This window comes from Streptomyces sp. NPDC037290 (assembly GCF_055603245.1).
In genome coordinates, this window is the sequence record NZ_JBVJVZ010000007.1 from 198,407 (window position 1) to 221,935 (window position 23,529).

The following is a 23,529-nucleotide window of genomic DNA, read 5'->3' on the forward strand; positions in this document are numbered from 1 at the left end:
CCCGGTCAGGGACTTTCCGCGAGCAGTTGCTCGATCACGACGGCGACTCCGTCCTCGTTGTTCGCGACCGTACGGCCCGACGCGGCGGCGACGACGTCCGGGTGGGCGTTGCCCATCGCGTACGAGTGGCCGGCCCAGCTCAGCATCTCGACGTCGTTGGGCATGTCGCCGAAGGCGACGACCTCCTCGTGCGAGATCCCGCGCTCGGCGCAGCACAGGGCGAGCGTGCTGGCCTTGGAGACGTCGGGGCCGCTCAGTTCCAGCAGGGCGCTGGGGCTGGAGCGGGTGACGTTGGCGCGGTTGCCGATCGCGAGCCGGGCGAGGGTGAGGAAGGCGTCCGGGTCGAGGGCGGGGTGGTAGGCCAGGATCTTGAGCACGGGCTGGTCGGCGTCCGGGCCGTCGGGGGCGAGGAGTTGCTCGGCGGGCAGGAGGTTGTCCGGTATCTCCCTGTGCAGCTTGGGATAGTCCGGCTCCTGGTGGAAGCCGTAGGTCTGCTCCACCGCGAACACGGTGCCGGGTGCCGCCTCGCGCAGCAGCCGTACGGCGTCCAGGGCGTTCTCGCGCGCCAGTTCGCGCACCTTCACGAAGCGGTGGGCGCCGGGGCCGCCGTGCAGGTCGACCACGGCGGCGCCGTTGCCGCAGATCGCCAGGCCGTGTCCGTGGACGTGTTCGCTGACGACGTTCATCCAGCGGGCCGGGCGGCCGGTGACGAAGAAGACCTCGATGCCCGCCTCCTCCGCGGCGGCGAGCGCGGCGACCGTACGCGGTGAGACCGACTTGTCGTCGCGCAGCAGCGTGCCGTCGAGGTCGGTGGCGATCAACCGCGGCCGTACGGCGGCGGACGGGGTCCCGGGCTGTCTGGTCGCTGAGGTCACCCGGCCATTCTCACGCATATGCCAGCACGGCCGTGCGGGAGTGCGCACAGATGAGACACAGATGACGCTCGACGCAGGTCCCGGGAGACGTCCGGTCAGCCCAGCTGGGCGAGGGCTTCCATGGCGATCTGCTCGAAGACCTTCTCGTCCGCGGCGAAGTCGGAGTCCGGGATGGGCCAGTGGATCACGATCTCGGTGAAGCCGAGTTCCTTGTGGCGGCCGGCGAAGTCCACGAAGGCGTCCAGGGACTGAAGCGGCCGGGCGCGGTCCGGGGTGAAGCCCGTGAGCAGGATCTTCTCCAGGCCGGCCATGTCCCGCCCGGCGTCCGCGCAGGCCTCGGACAGTCTGGCGATCTGGCCGCGCAGAGCCTCGACGGACTGCTCCGGGGTGCCGGTCTCGTACAGCTTCGGGTCGCCGGTGGTCACCCATGCCTGGCCGTGCCGGGCGGCGAGCCTGAGGCCGCGCGGGCCCGTGGCCGCCACCGCGAACGGCAGCCGGGGCCGCTGCATGCAGCCCGGGATGTTCCGGGCCTCGTGCGCCGAGTAGAAGCGGCCCTCGTGCGTCACCGCGTCCTCGGTGAGCAGCCGGTCCAGCAGCGGCACGAACTCGACGAACCGGTCGGCTCGCTCGCGCGGACTCCACGGTTCCTGGCCCAGCGCGGTGGCGTCGAAGCCTGTGCCGCCGGCGCCGATGCCGAGGGTGATCCGGCCGCCGGAGATGTCGTCGAGGGAGATCAGCTCCTTCGCGAGGGTCACCGGGTGCCGGAAGTTCGGCGAGGTCACCAGCGTGCCCAGGCGCAGCCGCTCGGTGACGCCGGCGGCGGCCGTCAGCGTGGGAACGGCGCCGAACCAGGGGCCGTCACGGAAGCTGCGCCAGGACAGGTGGTCGTAGGTGTACGCGGTGTGGAAGCCGAGCTGCTCGGCCCGCACCCAGGCCGAACGGCCGCCTTCGCTCCAGCGGCGGTACGGCAGGATCACGGTGCTCAGACGCAGGCTCATGCGCTCGAGAGTAAGCGGCCCCACCGACAACGGACCAAACGGTCACTGAACGCGGCTGCTCAGCCACGGACTGAGCAGGACCATCGGGACGTACTCCTTGTGCGTGCGGTCGCCGGGCAGCGGGACGACCAGGCGGTAGCCGGGCGGGAAGCGGCGCGCCTTGACGTGGGCGAGGCCCTCGAAGACGGAGCGGAGGAAGGCGGGCACGTCGTCGCGCGGGATGTCCGGGCACTCGATGCCCTCGACCGTGATCAGCGCGTCGTCCTCCGGGTAGAGCCGCACGCTCACCCGGGGTACGCCGCCGAACTCGGCGTACGCCTCGTGCGGCAGGGAGCCGTCGGGGTCCGTGGTCACGCCGATGCCCGCGGTGCCGCGGCGGGAGGTCTGGTCGGCGCCGATGTCGTGGGTCACCTCGATCTCGCGCGCGTAATGGGCGGCGAGGGCGCGCAGCGCGGTGACGGCTGCCTCCGTGGTCGGCAGGTGCTCATGAGCATGGTCCATACCACCGATCATGACCGCAGGCCGGAGCCCGGTGTCAGCGGGTCCCCGGAAACCGCAGGTAGCGCGGGGGGACGGCCTTGGTCAGCCAGACTCCGTTGGCGCTGACGCGGAACACATGGCCGTCGCGGTGCATGGCGCCGGCGTCGACGGCGAGCACCACGGGGCGGCCACGGCGGGCGCCGACCCGGGTGGCGGTCTCGCGGTCGGCGGAGAGATGCACGTCGTGCCGGCTCATGGGTCTGAGGCCGTCGGCGCGGATCGCGTCCAGGTTCCCTGCGACGGTCCCGTGGTAGAGGTACGGCGGTGGGGTCGCCGGGGGCAGGCCGAGATCGACGTCGATGCTGTGGCCCTGACTGGCCCGGATCCTGGTGCCCTCGATCGCGAAGCGCCGCTTGTCGTTGGTGGCCACCGCATGGTCCAGTTCCTCGCGTGTGAACCGGAATCCGTGCGCGGCGGCCCTGGCGATCAGCGTGTCGATCTCCACCCAGCCGCCCGGGTCGAGAGTGAGCCCGATGCGCTCCGGCTGGTGGCGCAGGTGTCTGGAGAGGTACTTCGACACCTGCACGGTGCGTCTTTCGTCGTATCGTGCGTTCATACGCTCAGCGTGTGCCAGAGGCGCGGATCACGCAGGTTTTTTTGGCGCGTAGGTTTGATCCACAACCAACTAAAGTTATCCACAGGGGAATTGGCGAATCTGTGGACAAGTGGCGGGCGCTTTATGGCGTTTCGTGAACTTCCGTCTCGGTCAAGGTGCCTGCCGTCAGCTCGTTCAACGTGCGTGCCATCACCTCACGTTCGGCTGCCAGTGCGATGAACTCGGAAACCTGTGCGCGCCCAACGAGGCGTTCCACAGCGTCGATCGTTCGGGCGGGCAGGGTGACGGGGCGGGTGCCGGAACGTTCTTCCCCGGGCTTCCCGGCACCGAGGCGTGTGCGCAGCTGCCGGGTCGCCAACGAGCGCAGTGCCCGGGCCAGTTCGGCTTCCATGGTCTGCTGGGCCAGCGGGCGCAGCCGGCGTACGAGCGAGGCGGCCTCCGCGGCGTGCGCGTCCGTGCGGTGCCCGGGATCGTCGAGGTAGCGCGCGAAGACGTACTCGGTGGTGAACTCCAGGAAGCGAGCGGCGATGTGCTCGACCTGTCCCCTCAACTCCCGCAGATGGTCCGAGATCGCGGACAACGGTACTCCGGCGGCGTGCAACTCGACGGCCACGGACAGCTCTTGGGGGCTCGGCACGAGAAAGACGTCGGGATCACCTTCGATCCGCTCCAGCACGCCCAGTTCGACCGCCTCGTTCACGGCGGCGTCGTCTGGCGTGCCGCCGAAGCGGGCGTCCAGCTCCGCGCGCGTGACGCGGTCGGGGCGCTCGTCCGTCCACGGCCCCTCCACCTCGGTGACCAGGCCGAGCACCCCGCCCAGGCCACGACCCGTGTCCCAGGCGTCCAGCAGCTCCTTGATCGAGGCCAGCGTGTAGCCGCGGTCGAGGAGATGGGCGATCTGGTGGAGCCGGGTGACGTGCGCCTCGGAGTACAGGTTGGACCGCCCCCGGCGTTCGGGCCGGGGGAGCAGACCGCGGTCCTGGTAGGCGCGGATGGTCCGGACCGTGGTGGCGGTGTGGTGGGCCAGAGCCTCGATGCGGTAGGTCCCCCGGGGTGGCGGGTCGGTCATGTCACAGCCTCGGCTCCACGCGCGCGATCCGCCGCAGCGCTCCCGGCAGGAAACGCGACATGAGATGCGCGCCGCGGGCCTCCGGGGTTACCGGGACGACCGCCCGGTTGCCGGCCACGGCGTCCAGGATGGCCTCGGCCACCTTCTCCGGCGGGTAGTTGCGCAGGCCGTACAGGCGGGCCGAGTTCTTCTGGCGGCGGCGTTCCTCCGCCTCGTCCACACCGGCGAAACGGGCCGTCGCGGTGATGTTCGTGTTGACGATGCCGGGGCAGATCGCGCTCACGCCGATGCCCTGACCGGCGAGTTCGGCCCGCAGGCACTCGGAGAGCATCAGCACCGCCGCCTTGGACGTGCTGTAGGCGGGCAGGGCCCGGGAGGGCTGGAAGGCGGCCGCGGAGGCGATGTTGACGATGTGGCCGCCCTGGCCGCGTTCGGCCATCCGCCCGCCGAACAGCCGGCAGCCGTGGATCACGCCCCACAGGTTCACATCGAGGACCCTGCGCCAGTCCTCGGACGTGGTGGCGAAGAAGGAGCCGGACAGGCCGACACCCGCGTTGTTGACCAGCACGTCCAGCACGCCGTACGCGCGGTGCACCTTCTCGGCGAGCTTCTCCATCGCCTGCTCGTCCGAGACGTCGGCCGTCTCCGCCCACGCCTCGGGCGCGCCGGCCAGCCGGGACAGCTCGGCGGTGCGGGCCGCGGCCTCGGTGTCGCGGTCGACGGCCACCACGCGCGCTCCGGCCTCCGCGAACGCGAACGCCGTGGCCCGGCCGATGCCGCTGCCCGCGCCGGTGACCAGCACCAACTGGCCGCCGAACCGGTCGGCGTGGCGGCCGGTGGCCTTCGGTGCCGGGCGGCCGCCTTCCACCGCCATGATGAATTCCTCGATCCAGGAGGTGACTTGGTCGGGGCGGGTACGCGGGATCCAGTGCTTGGCGGGCAGCGTGCGCCGGGTCAGCCGGGGCACCCACTGTTCCAGGTCGTCGTAGAGCCGCTCCGAGAGGAACGCGTCCCCTTGGGGCGTGATGAGCTGCACGGGCGCGTGCGCGTACGCGTCGGAGCGCGGCCTCGCCAGGCGGGCGCGGACGTTGTCGCGGTACAGCCAGGCGCCGTGCGCCGCGTCGGAGGGCAGCGAGGAGGTCGGATAGCCGTCGGCCGGGAGCTTCTCCACGCGCTGCAGGATCCTGGGCCAGCGCTTGCCGAGCGGGCCGCGCCAGGCCAGCTCGGGCAGGGCGGGCGTGTGCAGCAGGTACACGTACCAGGACTTGCCGCCCTGGCCGAGGAGCTGACCCACCCGGCGGGGCGTCGGGCGCTTCACGCGCGCGTTGATCCAGTGCCCGAAGTGGTCCAGGGACGGCCCGGACATCGACGTGAAGGAGGCGATACGGCCCTCCGTACGGCCCACCGTCACGAACTCCCAGGACTGCACCGAGCCCCAGTCGTGCCCGACCAGGTGCACCGGGCGGTCCGGGCTGACCGCGTCCACGACGGCCAGGAAGTCGTCGGTGAGCTTGGCCAGCGTGAAGCCGCCGCGCAGCGGCTGGGGTGCCGTCGAGCGGCCGTGGCCCCGGACGTCGTACAGGACCACGTGGAAGCGGTCGGCGAGGCGGACGGCGACCTGTGACCAGACCTCCTTGCTGTCCGGGTAGCCGTGCACCAGCACCACGGTCGGCTGCTGGGGGTCGCCCAGCTCGGCCACGCACAGCTCGATCCCGCCGGTCGCCACCCGGCGCTCCCGCGCACCCTTCAGCGTCACGTCCGCCGTCACTTCTCCTCCGCCCAGCGCCGCACGTGCGGCAGATCGTCGTCCAGCCAGAAGGCGCTCTGTTCGGGGTCCCTGGAGTCGGTGACCACCAGGATCTCCTCGAACTTCGCGCCCGTACCCCGGAAGCCGAGGTGTGGTTCGACCGCCCACAGGCCCGGCTGCGGCGGGTGGTCGGAGAAGCGGTACGGCGACCACAGCGGTGACCAGCCCTCACGGTGGCCGTGCAGCGCGTCGGCGGCCAGGCCCTTCAGCGACTGCGTCCCGAACCCGAAGAGGCGGGGCGAGAAACGGCGCTGCCGCACGCGGTCCACCTTGTGGGCGATCACGCCGAACGGGTACGCGCGATGCCGGTTGGCGTAGCCCTGGCGGACCATGAGCCGGTCCACGTCCTCGTAGATCTCGCGCAGCGGGCGCCGCTCGCGCACCTCGCGCAGGATCAGCTCCCGGTGGGCCTCCAGGTCGGCCAGCAGCCGGTCCTGCACCGGGTTGACGCCGAGCGAGCCCGAGTAGCCGATGTCCGCCGTGTATCCCTCGTACACCGGCGCCATGTCCAGGATGAACGGCATGCCGGGCGCCAGGGCGCGGTCGGTGGGGAAGAACTGCAGGGGTATGCGGAAGTTCACGAACGCCGTGCGGTCGCCGAACCAGGCGAAGGGCAGGTGGAACCAGTCCCGCACCCCGCGCTCGCGCAGCCACTCCCGCTGCATCCGCGCGGCCTCGCGCTCGGTCACGCCCGGCTCGAGGCGCGCCGCGACCGCCTCCGCGCACTCGTAGGCGAGGCGCTGCACCCGCCTGAATCCCCGTAGCTCCACGGAGAGTTCGCTGCTCACTGCCGTCGTCATGCCGCCCCGTCCCGTCGTGCCGTCGACTCCTGCGCCGACTGCGGTACGCGTCCGTAACTTGACACTGGTGAATGTGACAGTTGTTAGAGGCGGCGTCAATAGGAGCGGTGGAAGGCCGGGGACACGTCAGGGGGGACCCCTGGGTGGGGCATCCCTTAGGGCCCCGTAATACCTGGGTCTGATGCGAACACGGCTCTGAGGTCTGACGACGGTCGTGGCCCGGATCACTACCGTCGTAGGCGTGACTGTGATCGCGACCGAAAGCCTGAGCAAGCGGTTCCCCCGGGTGACCGCGCTCGACCGGCTGTCCGTGGACATCGGGCCCGGTGTGACCGGACTCGTCGGAGCCAACGGCGCCGGCAAGTCCACCCTGATCAAGATCCTGCTGGGTCTGTCCCCCGCGAGCGAGGGCCGTGCCGAGGTGCTCGGCCTCGACGTCGCCACCAAGGGCGGCGCCATCCGCGAGCGCGTCGGCTACATGCCGGAACACGACTGCCTGCCACCCGACGTCTCGGCCACCGAGTTCGTCGTCCACATGGCGCGCATGTCCGGCCTGCCGCCCACCGCCGCGCGCGAGCGCACCGCGGACACCCTGCGCCACGTCGGCCTGTACGAGGAGCGCTACCGCCCCATCGGCGGCTACTCCACCGGCATGAAGCAGCGCGTGAAGCTCGCCCAGGCACTGGTGCACGACCCGCAGCTGGTGTTCCTGGACGAGCCGACCAACGGGCTCGACCCGGTCGGCCGGGACGAGATGCTCGGCCTCATCCGCCGCATCCACACCGAGTTCGGGATCTCGGTCCTGGTCACCTCCCACCTGCTCGGCGAGCTGGAACGCACCTGCGACCACGTCGTCGTCATCGACGGCGGCAAGCTGCTGCGCTCCAGCTCCACCACCGACTTCACGCAGACCACGACCACCCTCGCGATCGAGGTCACCGACAGCGACACCCACCCCGACGGCACCCGCGCGGTCCGCGACGCCCTCCACGCGCGCGGAGTGGTCACGGAGAACGAGGGTGCCGGCCTGCCCGGCGCCGGACACATCCTGCTGCTGACGGCCCAGGGTGAGGAGACCCACGACCTGATCCGGGACGTCGTCGCCGACCTCGGCCTCGGCCTGGTGCGCATGGAGCAGCGCCGGCACCACATCTCCGAGGTGTTCACCAGCGCGGACGAGCAGGACAGCGACGACGAGCAACGGAAGGAGGCCGTCGGCCATGGCGGTTGAGCAGCCCCTGACCTCGCCCGCGGGCGACCAGACCCGCATCCACGACATCGGCTACCGCGGCTACGACGGCCCGCGCCTCGGCCGCGCCTACGCCCGCCGCTCGCTGTACTCGCAGTCCCTGCGCGGCGCCTACGGCCTCGGCCGCTCGGCCAAGTCCAAGGTGCTGCCGATGCTGCTGTTCACGGTGATGTGCGTGCCCGCGGCCATCATGGTGGCCGTCGCGGTCGCCACCAAGGCGCACGAACTGCCGGTCGCCTACACCCGCTACGCGATCATGCTGCAGGCCGTGATCAGCCTGTACGTCGCCGCGCAGGCACCCCAGGCCGTCTCCCGCGACCTGCGCTTCAAGACCGTACCGCTGTACTTCTCGCGGCCCATCGAGACCGCCGACTACGTCCGCGCCAAGTTCGCCGCGCTCGCCTCGGCGATCTTCATCCTCACCGCCGCTCCCCTGCTCGTGATGTACGTGGGCGCGCTGCTTTCGAAACTGGGCTTCGCCCACCAGACGAAGGAATTCGCCGAGGGACTGGTCTCCGTGGCCCTGCTCTCCCTGCTCTTCGCCGGCATCGGCCTGGTCATCGCCGCCGTCACCCCGCGCCGGGGCTTCGGCATCGCCGCGGTGATCGCCGTGATGATCATCTCCTACGGGGCGGTCAGTACGCTCCAGGCCATCGCCAACGTGCAGAACCACACCTCCGCCATCCCCTGGATCGGCCTGTTCTCGCCCGTCACGCTCATCGACGGCGTCCAGTCGGCCTTCCTGGGCGCGACCGCCCGCAACCCCGGCTCGGTCGAACCGTCGGCCGGGCAGGGCGTCGTCTACGTCCTGGTCGTGCTCGCACTGATCGCCGGCAGCTACGGCCTGCTGATGCGCCGCTACAAGAAGGTGGGACTGTGACCACGCTCAGCATCGACCATGTCTCCCGGTGGTTCGGCAACGTGGTCGCCGTCAACGACATCACCATGACCATCGGCCCCGGTGTCACCGGCCTGCTCGGCCCCAACGGCGCCGGCAAGTCCACCCTGATCAACATGATGGGCGGCTTCCTCGCCCCCTCCACCGGCACCGTGACCCTCGACGGACAGCCGGTGTGGCGCAACGAGCAGATCTACCGGCACATCGGCATCGTCCCCGAGCGCGAGGCGATGTACGACTTCCTGACCGGCCGCGAGTTCGTCGTCGCCAACGCCGAACTGCACGGACTCGGCGCCAAGGCCGCCCAACGCGCCCTCGCCACGGTCGAGATGGAGTACGCGCAGGACCGGAAGATCTCCACGTACTCCAAGGGCATGCGGCAGCGCGTGAAGATGGCGAGCGCGCTGGTGCACGACCCGTCGCTGCTCCTGCTCGACGAGCCGTTCAACGGCATGGACCCGCGCCAGCGCATGCAACTGATGGACCTGCTGCGGAAGATGGGCGACGAGGGCCGCACGGTGCTGTTCTCCTCGCACATCCTCGAAGAGGTCGAACAGCTCGCCCGGCACATCGAGGTCGTCGTCGCCGGACGGCACGCGGCCAGCGGCGACTTCCGCAGGATCCGCCGGCTGATGACCGACCGCCCGCACCGCTACCTGGTCCGCTCCAGCGACGACCGCGCCCTCGCGGCCGTGCTGATCGCCGACCCCTCGACGGCCGGCATCGAGGTCGACCTGACCGAGGGCGCGCTGCGCGTCCAGGCCGTCGACTTCGGCCGTTTCACCGCGCTGCTGCCGAAGGTCGCCAGGGACCACGGCATCCGGCTGCTCACGGTCTCGCCGTCCGACGAGTCCCTGGAGTCCGTCTTCTCGTACCTGGTCGCGGCGTAGGAGGCCCATATGTACGACCCCACCGTCGCCCGGCTCACCTACCGGGCCCTGCTCGGCCGTCGTCGGGCCCTCATCCTGGGCGCGCTGCCGCTGCTGCTGATCGTGCTCTCCGTGGCCGTGCGCGGCCTGACGGGAGCCGACGACCAGATTGCCGCGGACGTGCTCGGCGGCTTCGCGATCGCCACGATGGTGCCGATCATCGGCGTCATCGCGGGCACCGGTGCGATCGGCCCGGAGATCGACGGCTCCGTCGTCTACCTCCTGTCCAAGCCGCTGAAGCGGACCACGATCATCTTCACCAAGCTGATCGTCGCCATCGGCGTGACCATGGTCTTCTCGGCACTGCCGACGCTGATCGCGGGCCTGATCCTCAACGGCAACGGCCAGCAGATCGCCGTCGCCTACACCGTGGCCGCCCTGGTCAGCTCCATCGCGTACTCCGCGCTGTTCCTGCTCCTCGGCACGGTCTCCCGGCACGCGGTGGTCTTCGGACTCGTCTACGCCCTCGTCTGGGAGGCCCTGTTCGGCTCCCTGGTGCCCGGCGCGCGCACGCTGAGCGTCCAGCAGTGGTCGCTGGCCGTCGCCCACAAGATCGCCGGCGGTGACCTGGTGACCTCGGACGTCGGCCTGTCCACGGCCACCGTGCTGCTGGTCGCGGTCACCGTGCTGGCCACCTGGTACGCCGGTCAGAAGCTGCGGTCGCTGAAGCTGGCGGGCGAGGAGTAGGCCCGGGGCGCCTTGACGGGGGCTTCACCCCGTCCCCGGCACACTGGGCACAGTGGATGTACGGCTAGGAGGCCGGTGATGGCGGAGGAGACGCCCCGAAACGACGGGCGCGAGCAGCCCGAGGCCGACGCCTGGGACGGGCTGGTCCTGGACGAGGCCTTCATACGCGCTGCCGAGACCTCCGAGCCGTCCGCCCGGGCCCGGATGCTCGCCGCCCGCTGGCGGGCCGAGGAGCCGGGGCCACAGCCGTGGCGCTCCGACGAGCCGCCGGCGGGCTGGTTCTTCAGCAAGGGGCGCAGACGCCGGTGGCGCCGCCGATAGCGCCCGCCTTATTCGGTGGCGCTCAACTCGGCGGCGGGGCAGAGTGGTTGTGCCCCACCCGCCGGGAACCTCCCGGCGCCGCGTTCTGGGAGAGGAGGTGGGCGATGTCCATGCACGGCAGTACGCCCAGCTCCCGACAGGGCAGCCCGAGGCCGGCTCCGGTGTAGTTACCCCACCGTGGAGCTCCAGGAGCTGCCCGGGGCGGCCGCTTCGAGCACGCGATGTGTCTCTCGCGTGGGCCGCCCTCCCGGAGGATTGGCCGAGTGGTAAGGCACTGGCTTGCTAAGCCATGGTCGGGGGCGACCCCGCGCACGTTCGATCCGTGCATCCTCCGCAGAAGAAGCCGGACATCTCAGCCCAGCAACCGCTCCAGCACCACCGCGATGCCGTCGTCCTCGTTGGACGCCGTCACCTCGTCGGCCACCGCGCGGAGCTCCTCGTGGGCGCCCTCCATGGCCACGCCGTGAGCGGCCCAGGCGAACATCGGGATGTCGTTGGGCATGTCGCCGAAGGCGATCGTGTCGGCGGCCTTCAGACCGAGGCGGCGGGCGGCGAGAGACAGTCCGGTGGCCTTGGAAAGGCCCAGCGGGAGCAGTTCCACGATGCCCTCACCCGCCATGGCCACGGTGACGAAGCCTCCGGCCGCCTGCCGGGCGGCCTCCGCCAGCTCGTCGTCGCTCATGGTCGGATGCTGCAGGTAGATCTTGCCCAGCGGAGCCGCCCAGAGGTCGGACGCGTCCGTGAAGGGCGTGGCGGGCAGTGTGCCCGTGACCGCGTAGCCCGGGCCGACCAGCACCTCGCCGTCGAGGCCGTCGCGGCTGGCCGCCAGGTACAGCGGGCCCACCTCGGCCTCGATCTTCGCCAGGGCCACGCCCGCCAGCTGCCGGTCCAGGGTGACCGAGGTCAGCAGGCGGTGCGCACCGGCGTCGTACACCTGGGCGCCCTGGCCGCAGACCGCGAGGCCGTCGTAGCCGAGGTCGTCCAGGATGTGCCGGGTCCACGGGACCGCGCGGCCGGTGACGACGATGTGGGCCGCGCCCGCCGCGGTGGCCGCGGCGAGCGCGTCACGCGTGCGCTCGGAGACCGACTCGTCGGAGCGCAGGAGCGTTCCGTCGAGGTCGGTGGCGATCAATCGGTAGGGGAAACCGGTCACTTGGCGACCGGCTCCAGGACCTCCCGGCCGCCCAGGTACGGGCGCAGCACTTCGGGGACCCGGACGGAGCCGTCGGCCTGCTGGTGGTTCTCCAGGATCGCCACGATCGTGCGCGGTACGGCGCACAGGGTGCCGTTGAGCGTGGCGAGCGGCTTGACCTGCTTGCCGTCGCGGACGCGGATCGACAGGCGGCGGGACTGGAACTCGGTGCAGTCCGAGGTCGAGGTCAGCTCGCGGTACTTGCCCTGGGTCGGGATCCACGCCTCGCAGTCGAACTTGCGGGCGGCCGAGGCGCCGAGGTCGCCGGTGGCGACGTCGATGACCCGGAACGGCAGCTCCAGCGAGGTCAGCCACTGCTTCTCCCACTCCAGCAGCCGCTGGTGCTCGGCCTGGGAGTCCTCGGGAGCGACGTAGGTGAACATCTCGACCTTGTCGAACTGGTGCACGCGGAAGATGCCCCGCGTGTCCTTGCCGTGCGAGCCGGCCTCGCGGCGGAAGCAGGGCGAGAAGCCCGCGTACCGCAGCGGCAGCCTGTCGGCGTCGATGATCTCGTCCATGTGGTAGGCCGCGAGCGGCACCTCGGACGTGCCGACCAGGTACAGGTCGTCCTTGTCGAGGTGGTAGACGTCCTGGGCGGCCTGGCCGAGGAAGCCGGTGCCGGCCATGGACTGCGGGCGGACCAGCGCCGGGGTCAGCATCGGGGTGAAGCCTGCCGCGGTGGCCTGGGCGATCGCCGCGTTCACCAGGGCCAGCTCCAGCAGGGCGCCGACGCCGGTGAGGAAGTAGAAGCGGGAGCCGGAGACCTTGGCGCCGCGCTCGACGTCGATCGCGCCGAGCAGCTGGCCCAGCTCCAGGTGGTCCTTGGGCTCGAAGCCCTCGGCGGCGAAGTCACGGATGGTGCCGTGCGTCTCCAGCGTGGCGAAGTCCTCCTCGCCGCCGACCGGGACGTCGGGGTGGACGAGGTTGCCGAGCTGGAGCAGCAGCTCCTGGGTCTCGGCGTCGGCCGCGTCGCGCTCGGCGTCGGCGGCCTTGACGTCGGCCTTCAGCTGCTCGGCACGCTTGAGCAGCTCGGCCTTCTCGTCGGCGGTGGCCTTGGGGATCAGCTTGCCGAGCTGCTTCTGCTCGGCACGCAGCTCGTCGAAGCGGACGCCGGAGGACCTGCGCCGCTCGTCGGCAGACAGGAGGGAGTCGACGAGCGCGACGTCCTCTCCACGGGCGCGCTGGGACGCGCGCACACGGTCGGGGTCCTCACGGAGCAGGCGAAGGTCAATCACGAGGCCAAGGCTACCGGTGCTGGGTTGCCGCTCACGAATCTCTATTCCGACGTGTTCCCATTCGCGGCTTACGCTCCGCTATGCGGTAATTGCCGAGCGTGTCAAGGAAAAGTGTCTCACTCCCTGGGACGGGGCATCTCCGGGGCGCCGGGTTGACTGGATCCCCTTGTGGAGAACGGGACTTGGCGAGCTGGTTGTCCACAGAAATCCACATCCCCCGCTGGGTTATCCACAGGCTGTGTGGAAGGTCTGTGGATTTCGGAATTGATCACTCCGGAAGTGAGGAACGGAGGGAAGAATTCCTGGGTCAAACCGCCTCGACACCTGCTTTCGGGTGGAAAACGGTCGCCCTGAAAGATGAACCAAAGGAAACAGGTGGACGAAGGGTGACCCAGGTGACGGTGACCCGATCTGTGGGCCGCAGGGCGATTTGTCGACTCGGTCGGCCTTGTCTGTCGACTTGTCCCCAGGTCGAGAAGGGCACCTGTGGATAACCTCTGTGGATAACGATGATACGCAGGTAGGACTGGCTAGAACCGGCCGTCCTGGCACCGTGCCACCCAGTCCGCCGCCGCCATGAACTCCTCGTCCGAGGTCCCCGCCCTGGTCGCCGGAGCCTCGGCCGGCCCGAGGTCCGCGCGCGGATAGGAGCCGAGGAAACGCACCTGGAGACAGATCCGCTTCAGGCCCATCAGCGCCTCCGTCATACGGCGGTCGGAGATGTGCCCCTCGGCGTCGATGCAGAAGCAGTAGTTGCCGATGCCGGCACCGGTCGGCCGGGACTGCAGCAGCATCAGGTTGATCCCGCGCGAGGCGAACTCGCCGAGCAGATCGCGCAGGGCACCGGGGTGGTCGTCGCGCTGCCACAGCACCACCGAGGTCTTGTCGGCGCCGGTCGGCGCGGCGGGCCGGGCCGGACGGCCGACCAGCACGAACCGGGTCTGCGCGTTCTCCGCGTCATGGATCTCGGTCTCCAGCGCCTCCAGGCCGTACCGGCCGGCTGCGAACTCGCCCGCGAAGGCGGCGTCGTAGCGGCCCTCCTGGACCAGACGGGCCGCGTCCGCGTTGGAGGCGGCCGACTCCCAGGTGGCGTCCGGCAGGTGCTTGCGCATCCAGTTGCGCACCTGCGGCTGCGCGGCCGGGTGGGCGGAGACCGTCTTGATGTCCGTGAGCTTCGTGCCGGGCCGGACCAGCAGCGCGAAGGTGATCGACAGCAGCACCTCGCGGTAGATCATCAGCGGTTCGCCCGCGACCAGTTCGTCCAGGGTGGTGGTGATGCCGCCCTCGACGGAGTTCTCGATCGGTACGAACGCCGCCTCGGCCTCGCCGGTCCGCACCGCGTCCAGCGCGGACTGAACCGACACATACGGGACGAGCTCCCGGGTGGCCGTTTCCGGGAGCGTGCGCAGGGCCACCTCGGTGAAGGTGCCCTCGGGGCCGAGATACGCATAGCTCGCTGGCATGTCCTCACCCTAATGGGCGCAGAGCCGAGCAGCCTCGGTGTCTCATGACCACCACACGACCGGGTGGTTTGGAACCGGAAAATCACCCTTCCAGCAGACGCTGCCCCACATACTCCCCCTCCGCCGCCCCGCCCGGCACCGCGAACAGCCCGCTCGCCTCGTGCCGGATGTACTGCGACAGCGCATCGCCCCGGTCGAGCTTGCGCTGCACCGGTACGAAGCCCCGCAGCGGATCCGCCTGCCAGCAGACGAAGAGCAGACCGGCGTCGGGCGTGCCGTCCGCGTCGAAGCCGTCGTGGTAGGAGAAGGGGCGCCGCAGCATGGCCGCGCCGCCGTTCCTGTCGGGCCGGGTGATCCGCGCGTGCGCGTTGAGCGGCACGACGTACGCGCCCTTGGTGTCGGTCTTCTCCAGGTCCATCGGGGTCGTCTCGTCCCCGCCGGACAGCGGCGCCCCGTTGGACTTCCGGCGTCCGATGACCGCCTCCTGCGCCGGCACCGACAGCTTCTCCCAGTCGTCCAGGAGCATGCGGATCCGGCGTACGACGGCGTAGGAGCCGTTCGCCATCCAGGCGGGCTCGCCCGGGGCGGGCACGAAGATCCGCTTGTCGAAGTCGGAGTCGGCCGGCTTCGGGTTGCGGGTGCCGTCCAGCTGGCCCATGAGATTGCGGGCCGTCATGGGGTGCGCGGTGGCGCCCGGAGTGCGGTTGAAGCCGTTCATCTGCCAGCGCAGCCGGGCCGCGGCCCCCACGTCCTTCTGGATCGCGCGCAGGGCGTGGAAGGCGACCAGGGCGTCGTTCGCGCCGATCTGCACCCACAGGTCGCCGTCGCTGCGCGCCTTGTCGAGATGGTCGGAGGAGAAGTCCGGCAGCGGGTCCAGCGCGGTCGGCCGCTGCTTCTCCAGGCCGGTCCTGCCGAAGAAGGAGTGCCCGAAGCCGAAGGTGATCGTGAGCGAGGAGGGGCCGGCGTCGCGGGCCACATCGGTGTCGTCGTGCGGTGCGGCCGCGCCCGCCATCAGCCGCTCGGCCGTCGTGGACCAGCGACGCAGCAGGGCCGCCGCCTCCTTGCGGCCCGCCCCCGCCGCCAGGTCGAAGGCGACGAGATGACCGCGTGCCTGGAGGCCCTCGCTGATGCCGGGCTGATGTTTCCCGTGAAACATCGCCCGCTCGGAGCCCACCGAGGTCAGCGGCGTGGCCTGGGCGGGGGCGGAGGCATAGCCCACGGCCCCGCCGGCCGCGCCGAGCACGAGACCGGTGGCGCCCGCGGTGCCGAGCAGCGTCCGCCGGGAGATGCCCGCGCCGCCGCCGGGCGCGGACTCCGCCACCGCGGATTCGGGCGTACGGGCCTGGGGGATGGACTGGTCGGGCATGGTGTCGTTCAGCCGATCTGCGCGTTCTTGGAGACGGTCACCTGGTCGATGTCGGAGGTCCGCACGGTGACGGCGATCTTCCAGTCGCCGGCCATGGGGATCTGCACTCCGCTCGCCGACCAGTGGCCGGTCGTGATGTGGTCGGGGGTGACGGGAAGCGGGCCGATCTTCTTCGCCTCGAGGGTGAATTCGACCTTCACCTCGGGGATGTCGAAGGCCCGGCCGTTGGGCCGCTGGACGTACACGTGCATCTCGTTGCCGCCCACGCGCGCGGGGTCGAGGTCGATGCTGACGACGCCCTTGCCGTCGGTGCCGCCGGTGTCGAAGGGCATGTCCAGGGTGAGCGCGCCGTTCGAGGGCGCCGTCGCGGAGCCGGCAGAGGACGAGGTGGCGGCCCTGGCCTCCAGTTCGGTGCGGCCCGGCTCGGTCTGGGTCAGCCAGGTGGTGACAGCGAGCAGGACGACCGCGACACCGGCCTCGGCGAGCACCGAGCGGCGCAGCCCGAAGCGGTTCGGATCGCCGTCCCGCACCCGCTTCTGGCGGGCCGCGTCCATCGCGGCCCGCTGCCGGGCGAGCTCGGCGGCGCGCTTCGAGTCCTCCGAGCCGCCGCTCTTTCCGGCCGCCTTCGTCGCGGAGACGCGCTCCTTCGCGGCCTCCTTCTCGCGCTCCTTCGCGGGCTTCTTCTTGGCGGCGGCGACGGTGTCGGCGAGCCGGCCCGTCCAGCGCCGCGACACCGAGGCGATGCCGACCAGCAGCGCCACCAGGCCGATCTTGACCAGCAGCAGTTGCCCGTACCGGGTGTCGGTGAACGCCGACCAGGAGCCCAGCTGGCGCCAGGACTGGTAGGTGCCGGTCGCCACGAGCGCCACGACGCTGCCGAAGGCCACGCGGGAGAAACGGCGGACCGCGGCGGACTGGACCGGTGTCTCGGCGGGTGCCCGGTACAGGGCGACCAGCAGGGCGGTGAGCCCGCCAAGCCAGGCGGCGACCGCGAGCAGATGGACGACGTCGACCGGCATGGCGATGCCCGGCTGGAGCCCGACCGAGGCATGCTCGGCCATGGCCCAGCTGGTCGCGAGCCCCGCCGCGACGACCACACCGCCGACCGCCAGCCCGAACGTCAGATCGCGCTTCTCCTCGCCTTCCTCCCGCTTGGCGTACGCACCGAAGAGGACGGCGATGAACAGTGCGGCCGCGGCGAGCAGCAGCAGCCGGGACACCAGCGCCGCACCCGTCTTGGTCTGCAGCACCTGGCCGAGCAGGCCGAGGTCGAAGACGTCGGCGACCTCCCCGGAGGTGGTGTACGCGCCGCGCAGGAGCAGCAGCCACAGGGTGGCCGCGGTGAGCGTGAGCCAGCCGCCGACGACCAGCCGCTGCAGGGACCGTACGCCCGCGCCGCGCTGCCAGCAGGCGAGCACGAAGGCCGCGCCGCCCGCGAGCACGATGAAGCCGGCGTACGAGGCGTACCGCCCGAAGGCATAGAGCCCGCCCACGACCCCGCCGCCCGCGGCCGGCCCGGCGTCGGAGACCACGGTCTGCGAGGGCGCCCCGATGGAGAAGGTGTACGCGCCGGAGACGGGATGGCTGTCGGCCGAGACGACCTGGTAGGTGACCGTGTAGGTGCCCTTGCCCAGGCCGCTCCTGAGCTTCACGGCGTAGGTCGTGCCGCTCAGGTTGGCGGGTCCGCCGGTCTGGACCGGCTTGCCCCTGGGGTCGAGGACGCGCAGGGAGTCGTCGCTCATCGCCACCTTCTCGGAGAAGGTGAGCGCCACCTGGCTGGGTGCCTGCTTGACCACCACCCCCTGCGCGGGGTCGCTGCCCGTCAGCGCCGCGTGTGCGGAGGCCGGTCCGGCACCCGCGAGCAGTGCGCCGGTGACGGCGAGGAGCAGCAGCACCAGGGTGCGCAGGCTGCCCCTGTGCAGCGTGGGGGTGTGGGTCCGCGTCACGGTGGGGGGTCCCTCCTTCAGTGTCCGGTCGACGGGTTGTACGTGGCGGACTTCACCGGCATCTCGACGGTGAGGGGCCCGGACTTGGCGAAGGTGAGCTTCACGCTGACCGTCTGGCCCTGCTTCGGCTGGTGCTTCAGCTTCTCGAACATCAGGTGGTTGCCGCCGCTTTTGAACACGAGTTGACCATGGGCGGGTATGGCGAAGGAGGTCTGCTCCCGCATGGCGCCGCCCATGGTGCTGTGCATGGTGACCTGGCCGGCGACATCGCTGGTCACCGCGGTCAGCTCGTCCTTGGCGCCGCCCTTGTTGGTGATCGTCAGAAAGCCGGCCGCCATGTCGGCGGAGACCGGCTGCGGCATGTACGGCCCGTTCACCGACAGCTCGGCCGTCGCGGACCCGGACCCGGACCCGGAGTCCGAGCAGCCCGCGAGGGCCAGGGCGCCGGCGAGCGCGGCGGCCGCGGTCAGGACGGCGGGGCGGTGCCTCACGGCTTCTCCCCCTTGACGAGCTTGGGCAGGTCCTTGGTGTAGTCGTCGACCGTGGCGTCCTCGCCGTAGAGGACGTAACCGCCGTCGGTCTTCGGCGAGAAGACGATGACCTGGGTGCCGTGGACGGAGACCAGCTTGCCGTTCTTGTCCTTCGTGGTCGGCTCGACAGAGATACCGACGGAGCGGGCGCCGGCCTGGATGGTGGCGAAGTCCCCGGTCAGGCCGATGAACTGCGGGTCGATGCCCTTGAGCCACTTGCCCAGCTCAGCGGGCGTGTCACGGCCGGGGTCGGTGGTGACGAACACGACCTGCAGATCGTTCTGCTGGGCCTTGGGCAGCGCTTTCTTCGCGACGGCGATGTTGCTCATCGTCGTCGGGCAGATGTCGGGGCAGTGGGTGTAGCCGAAGTACAGCAGGGTCGGACGGCCCTTGGTCTCCTTGCGGAGGTCGTACTTCTTGCCGTGCGTGTCGGTGAGGACCAGATCCGGCTTCTCGAAGGGCTGGTCGAGGACGGTGGCGGCCTTGCCCGAGCCGGACTCCTCCGAGACCACGGAGACCGGTGAGGTGCCGTCGTTCCCGCTGCCGCAGGCGGAGAGGGTCAGCGTGGCGGCGGCGAGCAGCGCGGCCGCGGCGAAGGTCTTCTTGCGCATAGAGAAATATCCCAGACGTGAGTACTGCGCGGTGCGGAAGCGGTGGGGTTCAGACGGTGCGGCGGCGGCCCGCGAGGACGCCGTAGGCCACGCCCGCGACGCCGACGACGATGCCGACCACGCCGAGCACGCGCGCGGTGGTGTCGGTGTGGGAGCCGGTGGCGGCGGACGCGTTCCCGGTCTTCTCGGAGGCGTCCTCGGCGCTCCCGGTGCTGTGGTGGTCGTCGGTGGCGGCGGACAGCTCCAGCACCGGTGCCGGGTTCTGCGGCTCGTCCTGCCCGGTCTGCGGCACCTCGATCCAGCGCACGACCTCGTGGTCGGAGTAGGTCTGGAGCGCCTTGAAGACGAGCTGGTCGGTGTTCTCGGGCAGGGCGCCGAGGGAGAGCGGGAACTTCTCGAAGTAGCCGGGCCGGATGCCCTTGCCGTCGGCGGCGGTCCAGGTGACCTTGGTGACGGCCTCGTCGATCTTCTCGCCGTGCAGGGTCAGCGGCTTGGCCAGCTTGGCCTTGGTGACCTGGGCGTTCCAGCCGGGGACGGCCTGCGGCATGACCGAGGCGATCGGGTGGCCGGCCGGGAGGCTGACCTCGACCTTGGTGGTCGAGGCGTTGTCGCGCTCGTTGGGGACCTTGAAGTCGACGACCGCGTAGCCGCCCTTGGCCGCGGGGGTCTCCGGCTGCACGGTGACGTGCGCGAAGGCGGGGGCGGACAGCGCCAGTACGGCCGTGCCCGCGACGGCGCCGGCGGCGGCGACACGGGTGGCGACACGGGAGACGACGCGGCGCGAGACGGCGTGACGGGAGGCGATACGAGAAGCCTGCATGGCAGGAGCACTCCACTCTGAGAGTTCAGGTGACGAAGAGAGGTATGCGGGTGCGGAACCGTGTCACTCGGTGGGTGCACGGGTGCGCACGCGCGTGCCGCGCGACGGCGGCAGCCTCTTCGTGGAGTGGCGGTGCGCGTCGCGTCAGGCGGCGAGGAGGAAACCGGCGGCCGGCGGTCCGCGCCGGATCACCGTGTGCTGGAGTGCGGTGGTGTGCGGGCCGGGTGCCTCGTCCCGGGCGCTACGACGGCCGCGCGGGCCGGGTCCGGCGGCGGGGAGCAGCCCGGCGCACAGGGCGTGCGTCAGCGCGAGAGCGGCGCGCAGGGATCGTACGAGCGCCCCCTCCGTGACTCCATGCGTCGACAGCTCGATCAGCCGCAGCAGGGCCAGATCGCCGCGGCGCAGCAGCCAGCCGGCGGCGACGGCCGCGAGGACGTGGCCGAGCAGCATCGGCAGCGAGGGCAGCAGCCCCGCGAAGGAGGCGCCGGCGTCGTGCGCGGGGTGGATGCCGCGCATGACGTTCATGGGCCGGCCCGAGGGGTCGATGAGGTGCGCGGCGAGCAGGACGTGCAAGGCGCGCCCCGGGGTCAGGGCGGCGGGGCTCGACCCGCACAGGAAGCGCGCGGCCTGCTCGACCAGCGCGGTGTCGCCGAGCGAGGAGCCGCGCGCACCCGGCGCCGCTCCCCCCGTGCCGCCCGAAACCATTGCGCCCGAGGCCATGGCGGCCCCGTGCTGGCCCAGTCCGAACAGCGTGTGCAGCGCGGTCTGGCCGAGTGCGAGAAGCGCGGCGATGCCCGGCAGCGAGCGGGCCCGCCCGGCGAGCGGCGCCACGAGCAGCAGGCACCCGAGGAAGCCCGCGCCCAGCGACCACAGCGGCACGCCCGCGCAGGAGGCAAGGGTGTGCCCGCACGCGGCCAGCGCGACGCAGACCGCGGCGAACACCGCGGCCCGCAGGATCCGGAGCCCCGCTCCGGGGCGCGCCGTGCGCGGCTGGGGGGCAGTCATGGCGGCCTCATCATCGCACTGCGCTTACCGGCGTCCCATGGCAGGGCCGCGGGAACGTCCCCTCATACACCGATTCCTCCCGTCGCGCATCGGCTGTATGGGCGGAGTCACGTCAACGGTGTGCTTACGTCCGCCTACGGGCGGCAATACGTATCGGTATGTCGAGCCGCGGCCAGGAGGCTGGAGCATGAGCATCTGGTGGTCACTCCATCTGCGCCGCGAGGCCGCGAGCGTGCCGCTCGCCCGACGGCTGCTGATCGGCACCATGGAGACGGCGGGCGTCGATCCCGAGATCTCCTACGACCTGTCCGTCGCCCTGAGCGAGGCCTGCGCGAACGCCGTCGAGCACGGCGGTGACGCCCTGAGCGGCGGCTCCTCGGAGGCGTACCGGGTGACCGCGTACCTCGACGGCGAGAAGTGCCGCATCGAGGTGGCCGATTCCGGACCGGGCCTCGCCCGCGCCCCCGAGATCCGGCCGGCCTGCCCGGATGCCGAGCACGGCCGCGGGCTCTGTCTCATCCGGGAACTCGCCGACCATGTCCACATCGGCCCCAGGCCCGGCCGGGTCGGCACGGTGGTCAGCTTCGACAAGATCCTCAAGTGGAAGAAGGATCCCTCCCTGTTGACGGCATAGGGACGGCCCAGGGACGGCCCAGGGACGGCATAGTGACCGCATGCGAATCGACAGCGGGGAGATAGCGGCCGGGGTGACGCTACGGCTTGTGACGGAGGCCGACGCGGGCGCGCTGTGCGCGGCCTATGCGGACAACCGGGATCACCTGCGGCCGTGGGAGCCGCGCCGGCCGGAGTCCTTCTTCACCGAGGCGGGGCAGCGCAAGCGCATCGACGGGGTGCTGAGGCTGTTCTCCGAGGGCGCCGCGGTGCCCTGGGTGCTCCAGGCGGCGGATGGGCGGATCGTCGGGACCATCACCCTGACCGGGGTCGTCCGAGGACCCTTCTGCAGCTCCTCCCTCGGCTACTGGGTGGCCGCCGACCAGCAGAAACAGGGCCTTGCCAGCGCCGCGGTGGAGCGGGTGTGCCAGGTCGCGCGGGACACCGTGGGGCTGCACCGGATCGAGGCGTCCACCCTGCTGCGGAACGCCGGCTCGCAGCGGGTCCTGGAGAAGTGCGGGTTCGAACCGATCGGCATGGCGCCGAAGTACCTGCACATCGACGGGGAGTGGCGGGACTGCCGGCTCTTCCAGCGGGTCCTGCACGAGGACGATCCGGTCCTCTGAGCCCGGGCTCGGCGGGTTCAGCCCATGTCCAGCACCTTGGCCAGGACCTCCAGCGCCTCCGGATAGGCCCGTTCCCGGGGCGTGCCGTAGCCGACGACCAGGCCCTGCGGCCGGCCGGGGCCGGGGGTGTGCCAGTGGTCGCCCAGGGCGCCCAGGGCGAGGCCCTCGGCCTCCGCGCGGGCCAGCATCTCCGTCTCGTCGGGCACGTCGATCAGCGCGTGCAGCCCCGCCGCGATCCCGTGCACGCTCCGCCCGGCGCCCAGCCGGTCCAGCAACTGGTCGCGGCGGCGCCGGTAACGCAGCCGGCACGCGCGTACGTGCCGGTCGTAGGCATGGCTGTCGATCAGCTCGGCGAGCGCCAGCTGCCCGATGGTCTCGGTGTGGTGGTCGCTGTGCAGCTTGGCGTCGGCGACCGCGTCGACCAGCTGGGGCGGCAGCACCATCCAGCCGAGCCGCAGCGCCGGGCCGAGCGTCTTGGAGGCGGTGCCGAGGTACACCACCTGTCCGGGCGCCATGCCCTGCAACGCGCCCACCGGCTGGCGGTCGTAGCGGAACTCCCCGTCGTAGTCGTCCTCGACGATCAGCCCGCCACGCGCACGTGCCCAGTCGCCGAGCGCCCGGCGCCGCTCGGGGTGCAGGGTCACGCCGGTCGGGTACTGGTGCGCCGGGGTGGCCACCACGGCGGCCGCCTCGCCCAGCTTCTCGGGGCGCAGCCCGCGCGCGTCGACGGGAACCGGCAGGACCGTTCCGCCGTTGCGCCGCACCACCTCCCGGTGGAACGGCAGCCCCGGGTCCTCCATGGCCACGGCGGCACCGTCCAGCACGCGCGTGAGGAGCGCGAGGCCCTGGACGTACCCGGAGGTGATGACGATCCGCTCCGGCGGCGCGAGCACCCCGCGCGCCCGGCCCAGATAGCCGGAGAGCGCGGTGCGCAGCTCGATCCGGCCGCGCGGGTCGCCGTAGTCGTACGCCAGTGAGGGGGCCGTCGCTATGGCCCCGCGCAGGGCGCGCAGCCAGGCCGCCGCCGGGAACGCGCCGACGTCGGGGCTGCCGGGACGCAGATCGAAACGCGGGGCACGCGTGCGTGTCGCCGCGCCGGGTTCGGCCGACTCGACGGTCGGCAGCTCGGCGACCCGGGTGCCCGATCCCTGGCGCGCCGTCAGATAGCCTTCGGCGACGAGCTGGTCGTAGGCGGCCTTGGCGGTGCCGCGTGAGATGCCGAGTTCGGTGGCGAGCCGCCGGGTGGCAGGCAACCGGGTCCCGGGCACGAGCCGCCCGTCCCGCACGGCATTGCGCAATGCCCGCTCGAGCCCGATACGGCGCCCCTCCGCCGAGTCGGGCTCCAGATGCAGGTCGACGCCGAAGCCGGCCCAGAGATCGTCCACTTCTCCACC

Annotated in this window: 24 protein-coding genes and 1 tRNA gene; 8 read left to right on the forward strand and 17 right to left on the reverse strand. The window is 71.4% G+C overall.

Going from position 1 to position 23,529, the window contains the following annotated elements; all coding sequences use genetic code 11:
* Positions 1-5 precede the first annotated feature (5 nt).
* The 7 genes from ACZ7HQ_RS25090 to ACZ7HQ_RS25120 form a co-directional block, all read right to left on the reverse strand.
* The gene (locus ACZ7HQ_RS25090; RefSeq protein ID WP_470994004.1) at positions 6-893 is read right to left on the reverse strand and encodes a Cof-type HAD-IIB family hydrolase; all 888 of its coding nucleotides are present in this window, start codon (positions 891-893) and stop codon (positions 6-8) included.
* Positions 894-970: 77 nt separating this feature from the next.
* Complete coding sequence (locus ACZ7HQ_RS25095; RefSeq protein WP_470994007.1) at positions 971-1,873, reverse strand: LLM class flavin-dependent oxidoreductase; 903 nt, start codon at positions 1,871-1,873, stop codon at positions 971-973.
* Between the two features lie 42 nt (positions 1,874-1,915).
* Positions 1,916-2,386, reverse strand: a complete 471-nt coding sequence (locus ACZ7HQ_RS25100; RefSeq protein WP_470994008.1) for a hypothetical protein — start codon at positions 2,384-2,386, stop codon at positions 1,916-1,918.
* Between the two features lie 22 nt (positions 2,387-2,408).
* Positions 2,409-2,969: an RNA 2'-phosphotransferase gene (locus ACZ7HQ_RS25105; protein WP_470994011.1), complete on the reverse strand. Its 561-nt coding sequence runs from the start codon at positions 2,967-2,969 to the stop codon at positions 2,409-2,411.
* A gap of 121 nt (positions 2,970-3,090) precedes the next feature.
* Positions 3,091-4,038, reverse strand: coding sequence for a MerR family transcriptional regulator (locus ACZ7HQ_RS25110; protein WP_470994013.1), 948 nt, complete (start codon positions 4,036-4,038; stop codon positions 3,091-3,093).
* 1 nt (position 4,039) lies between these two features.
* Positions 4,040-5,794: an SDR family oxidoreductase gene (locus ACZ7HQ_RS25115; protein ID WP_470994405.1), complete on the reverse strand. Its 1,755-nt coding sequence runs from the start codon at positions 5,792-5,794 to the stop codon at positions 4,040-4,042.
* 8 nt (positions 5,795-5,802) lie between these two features.
* The gene (locus ACZ7HQ_RS25120) at positions 5,803-6,645 is read right to left on the reverse strand and encodes a M24 family metallopeptidase (RefSeq protein ID WP_470994016.1); all 843 of its coding nucleotides are present in this window, start codon (positions 6,643-6,645) and stop codon (positions 5,803-5,805) included.
* A 247-nt stretch (positions 6,646-6,892) separates the two neighbouring features.
* Here ACZ7HQ_RS25120 and ACZ7HQ_RS25125 point away from each other — a divergent pair, with 247 nt between their 5' ends.
* The 6 genes from ACZ7HQ_RS25125 to ACZ7HQ_RS25150 all read left to right on the forward strand — a co-directional run bounded on the left by ACZ7HQ_RS25125 (position 6,893) and on the right by ACZ7HQ_RS25150 (position 11,063).
* A complete protein-coding gene (locus ACZ7HQ_RS25125; RefSeq protein ID WP_470994408.1) occupies positions 6,893-7,876 on the forward strand; it encodes an ABC transporter ATP-binding protein in 984 nt (327 codons plus the stop codon).
* On the forward strand, positions 7,866-8,774 hold the full coding sequence (locus tag ACZ7HQ_RS25130; RefSeq protein ID WP_470994018.1) for an ABC transporter permease subunit: 909 nt from the start codon (positions 7,866-7,868) through the stop codon (positions 8,772-8,774). Before ACZ7HQ_RS25125 ends, ACZ7HQ_RS25130 begins: the two co-directional genes overlap by 11 nt.
* A complete protein-coding gene (locus tag ACZ7HQ_RS25135) occupies positions 8,771-9,682 on the forward strand; it encodes an ABC transporter ATP-binding protein (RefSeq protein ID WP_470994021.1) in 912 nt (303 codons plus the stop codon). The genes ACZ7HQ_RS25130 and ACZ7HQ_RS25135 overlap by 4 nt, the downstream gene beginning before the upstream one ends.
* A 9-nt stretch (positions 9,683-9,691) precedes the next feature.
* Positions 9,692-10,408, forward strand: a complete 717-nt coding sequence (locus ACZ7HQ_RS25140) for an ABC transporter permease (RefSeq protein WP_470994023.1) — start codon at positions 9,692-9,694, stop codon at positions 10,406-10,408.
* A 78-nt stretch (positions 10,409-10,486) separates the two neighbouring features.
* The gene (locus ACZ7HQ_RS25145) at positions 10,487-10,729 is read left to right on the forward strand and encodes an SGM_3592 family protein (protein ID WP_470994026.1); all 243 of its coding nucleotides are present in this window, start codon (positions 10,487-10,489) and stop codon (positions 10,727-10,729) included.
* A gap of 249 nt (positions 10,730-10,978) precedes the next feature.
* Positions 10,979-11,063: transfer RNA gene (locus ACZ7HQ_RS25150), tRNA-Ser, on the forward strand.
* Positions 11,064-11,081: 18 nt separating this feature from the next.
* On the opposite strand, the gene ACZ7HQ_RS25155 is transcribed toward ACZ7HQ_RS25150, so the two are convergent.
* The 9 genes from ACZ7HQ_RS25155 to ACZ7HQ_RS25195 all read right to left on the reverse strand — a co-directional run bounded on the left by ACZ7HQ_RS25155 (position 11,082) and on the right by ACZ7HQ_RS25195 (position 20,897).
* The gene (locus ACZ7HQ_RS25155; protein ID WP_470994028.1) at positions 11,082-11,882 is read right to left on the reverse strand and encodes an HAD family hydrolase; all 801 of its coding nucleotides are present in this window, start codon (positions 11,880-11,882) and stop codon (positions 11,082-11,084) included.
* On the reverse strand, positions 11,879-13,156 hold the full coding sequence (serS, locus tag ACZ7HQ_RS25160) for a serine--tRNA ligase (protein WP_470994031.1): 1,278 nt from the start codon (positions 13,154-13,156) through the stop codon (positions 11,879-11,881). The genes ACZ7HQ_RS25155 and serS overlap by 4 nt, the downstream gene beginning before the upstream one ends.
* Before the next feature lie 530 nt (positions 13,157-13,686).
* On the reverse strand, positions 13,687-14,619 hold the full coding sequence (gene pheA, locus ACZ7HQ_RS25165; RefSeq protein WP_470994033.1) for a prephenate dehydratase: 933 nt from the start codon (positions 14,617-14,619) through the stop codon (positions 13,687-13,689).
* A gap of 82 nt (positions 14,620-14,701) precedes the next feature.
* The gene (gene efeB / locus ACZ7HQ_RS25170; RefSeq protein WP_470994035.1) at positions 14,702-15,985 is read right to left on the reverse strand and encodes an iron uptake transporter deferrochelatase/peroxidase subunit; all 1,284 of its coding nucleotides are present in this window, start codon (positions 15,983-15,985) and stop codon (positions 14,702-14,704) included.
* Positions 15,986-15,993: 8 nt separating this feature from the next.
* Entirely contained in the window at positions 15,994-17,931 is a 1,938-nt protein-coding gene (locus ACZ7HQ_RS25175) for a copper resistance CopC/CopD family protein (protein WP_470994038.1), read from the reverse strand.
* Between the two features lie 17 nt (positions 17,932-17,948).
* Positions 17,949-18,422, reverse strand: a complete 474-nt coding sequence (locus tag ACZ7HQ_RS25180; protein ID WP_470994040.1) for a copper chaperone PCu(A)C — start codon at positions 18,420-18,422, stop codon at positions 17,949-17,951.
* A complete protein-coding gene (locus ACZ7HQ_RS25185; protein ID WP_470994042.1) occupies positions 18,419-19,072 on the reverse strand; it encodes an SCO family protein in 654 nt (217 codons plus the stop codon). Before ACZ7HQ_RS25185 ends, ACZ7HQ_RS25180 begins: the two co-directional genes overlap by 4 nt.
* A 49-nt stretch (positions 19,073-19,121) precedes the next feature.
* On the reverse strand, positions 19,122-19,892 hold the full coding sequence (locus ACZ7HQ_RS25190) for a YcnI family copper-binding membrane protein (protein WP_470994045.1): 771 nt from the start codon (positions 19,890-19,892) through the stop codon (positions 19,122-19,124).
* A gap of 144 nt (positions 19,893-20,036) precedes the next feature.
* Entirely contained in the window at positions 20,037-20,897 is an 861-nt protein-coding gene (locus ACZ7HQ_RS25195; RefSeq protein WP_470994047.1) for a hypothetical protein, read from the reverse strand.
* 187 nt (positions 20,898-21,084) lie between these two features.
* On the opposite strand from ACZ7HQ_RS25195, the gene ACZ7HQ_RS25200 reads away from it, so the two are divergent.
* A complete protein-coding gene (locus ACZ7HQ_RS25200) occupies positions 21,085-21,531 on the forward strand; it encodes an ATP-binding protein (protein ID WP_470994049.1) in 447 nt (148 codons plus the stop codon).
* A gap of 40 nt (positions 21,532-21,571) precedes the next feature.
* Positions 21,572-22,135, forward strand: a complete 564-nt coding sequence (locus ACZ7HQ_RS25205) for a GNAT family N-acetyltransferase (protein WP_470994052.1) — start codon at positions 21,572-21,574, stop codon at positions 22,133-22,135.
* A 17-nt stretch (positions 22,136-22,152) separates the two neighbouring features.
* Here the strand turns inward: ACZ7HQ_RS25205 and pdxR are convergent, their stop codons facing one another.
* Complete coding sequence (pdxR, locus tag ACZ7HQ_RS25210) at positions 22,153-23,520, reverse strand: MocR-like pyridoxine biosynthesis transcription factor PdxR (RefSeq protein ID WP_470994055.1); 1,368 nt, start codon at positions 23,518-23,520, stop codon at positions 22,153-22,155.
* Between the last annotated feature and the right edge of the window lie 9 nt (positions 23,521-23,529).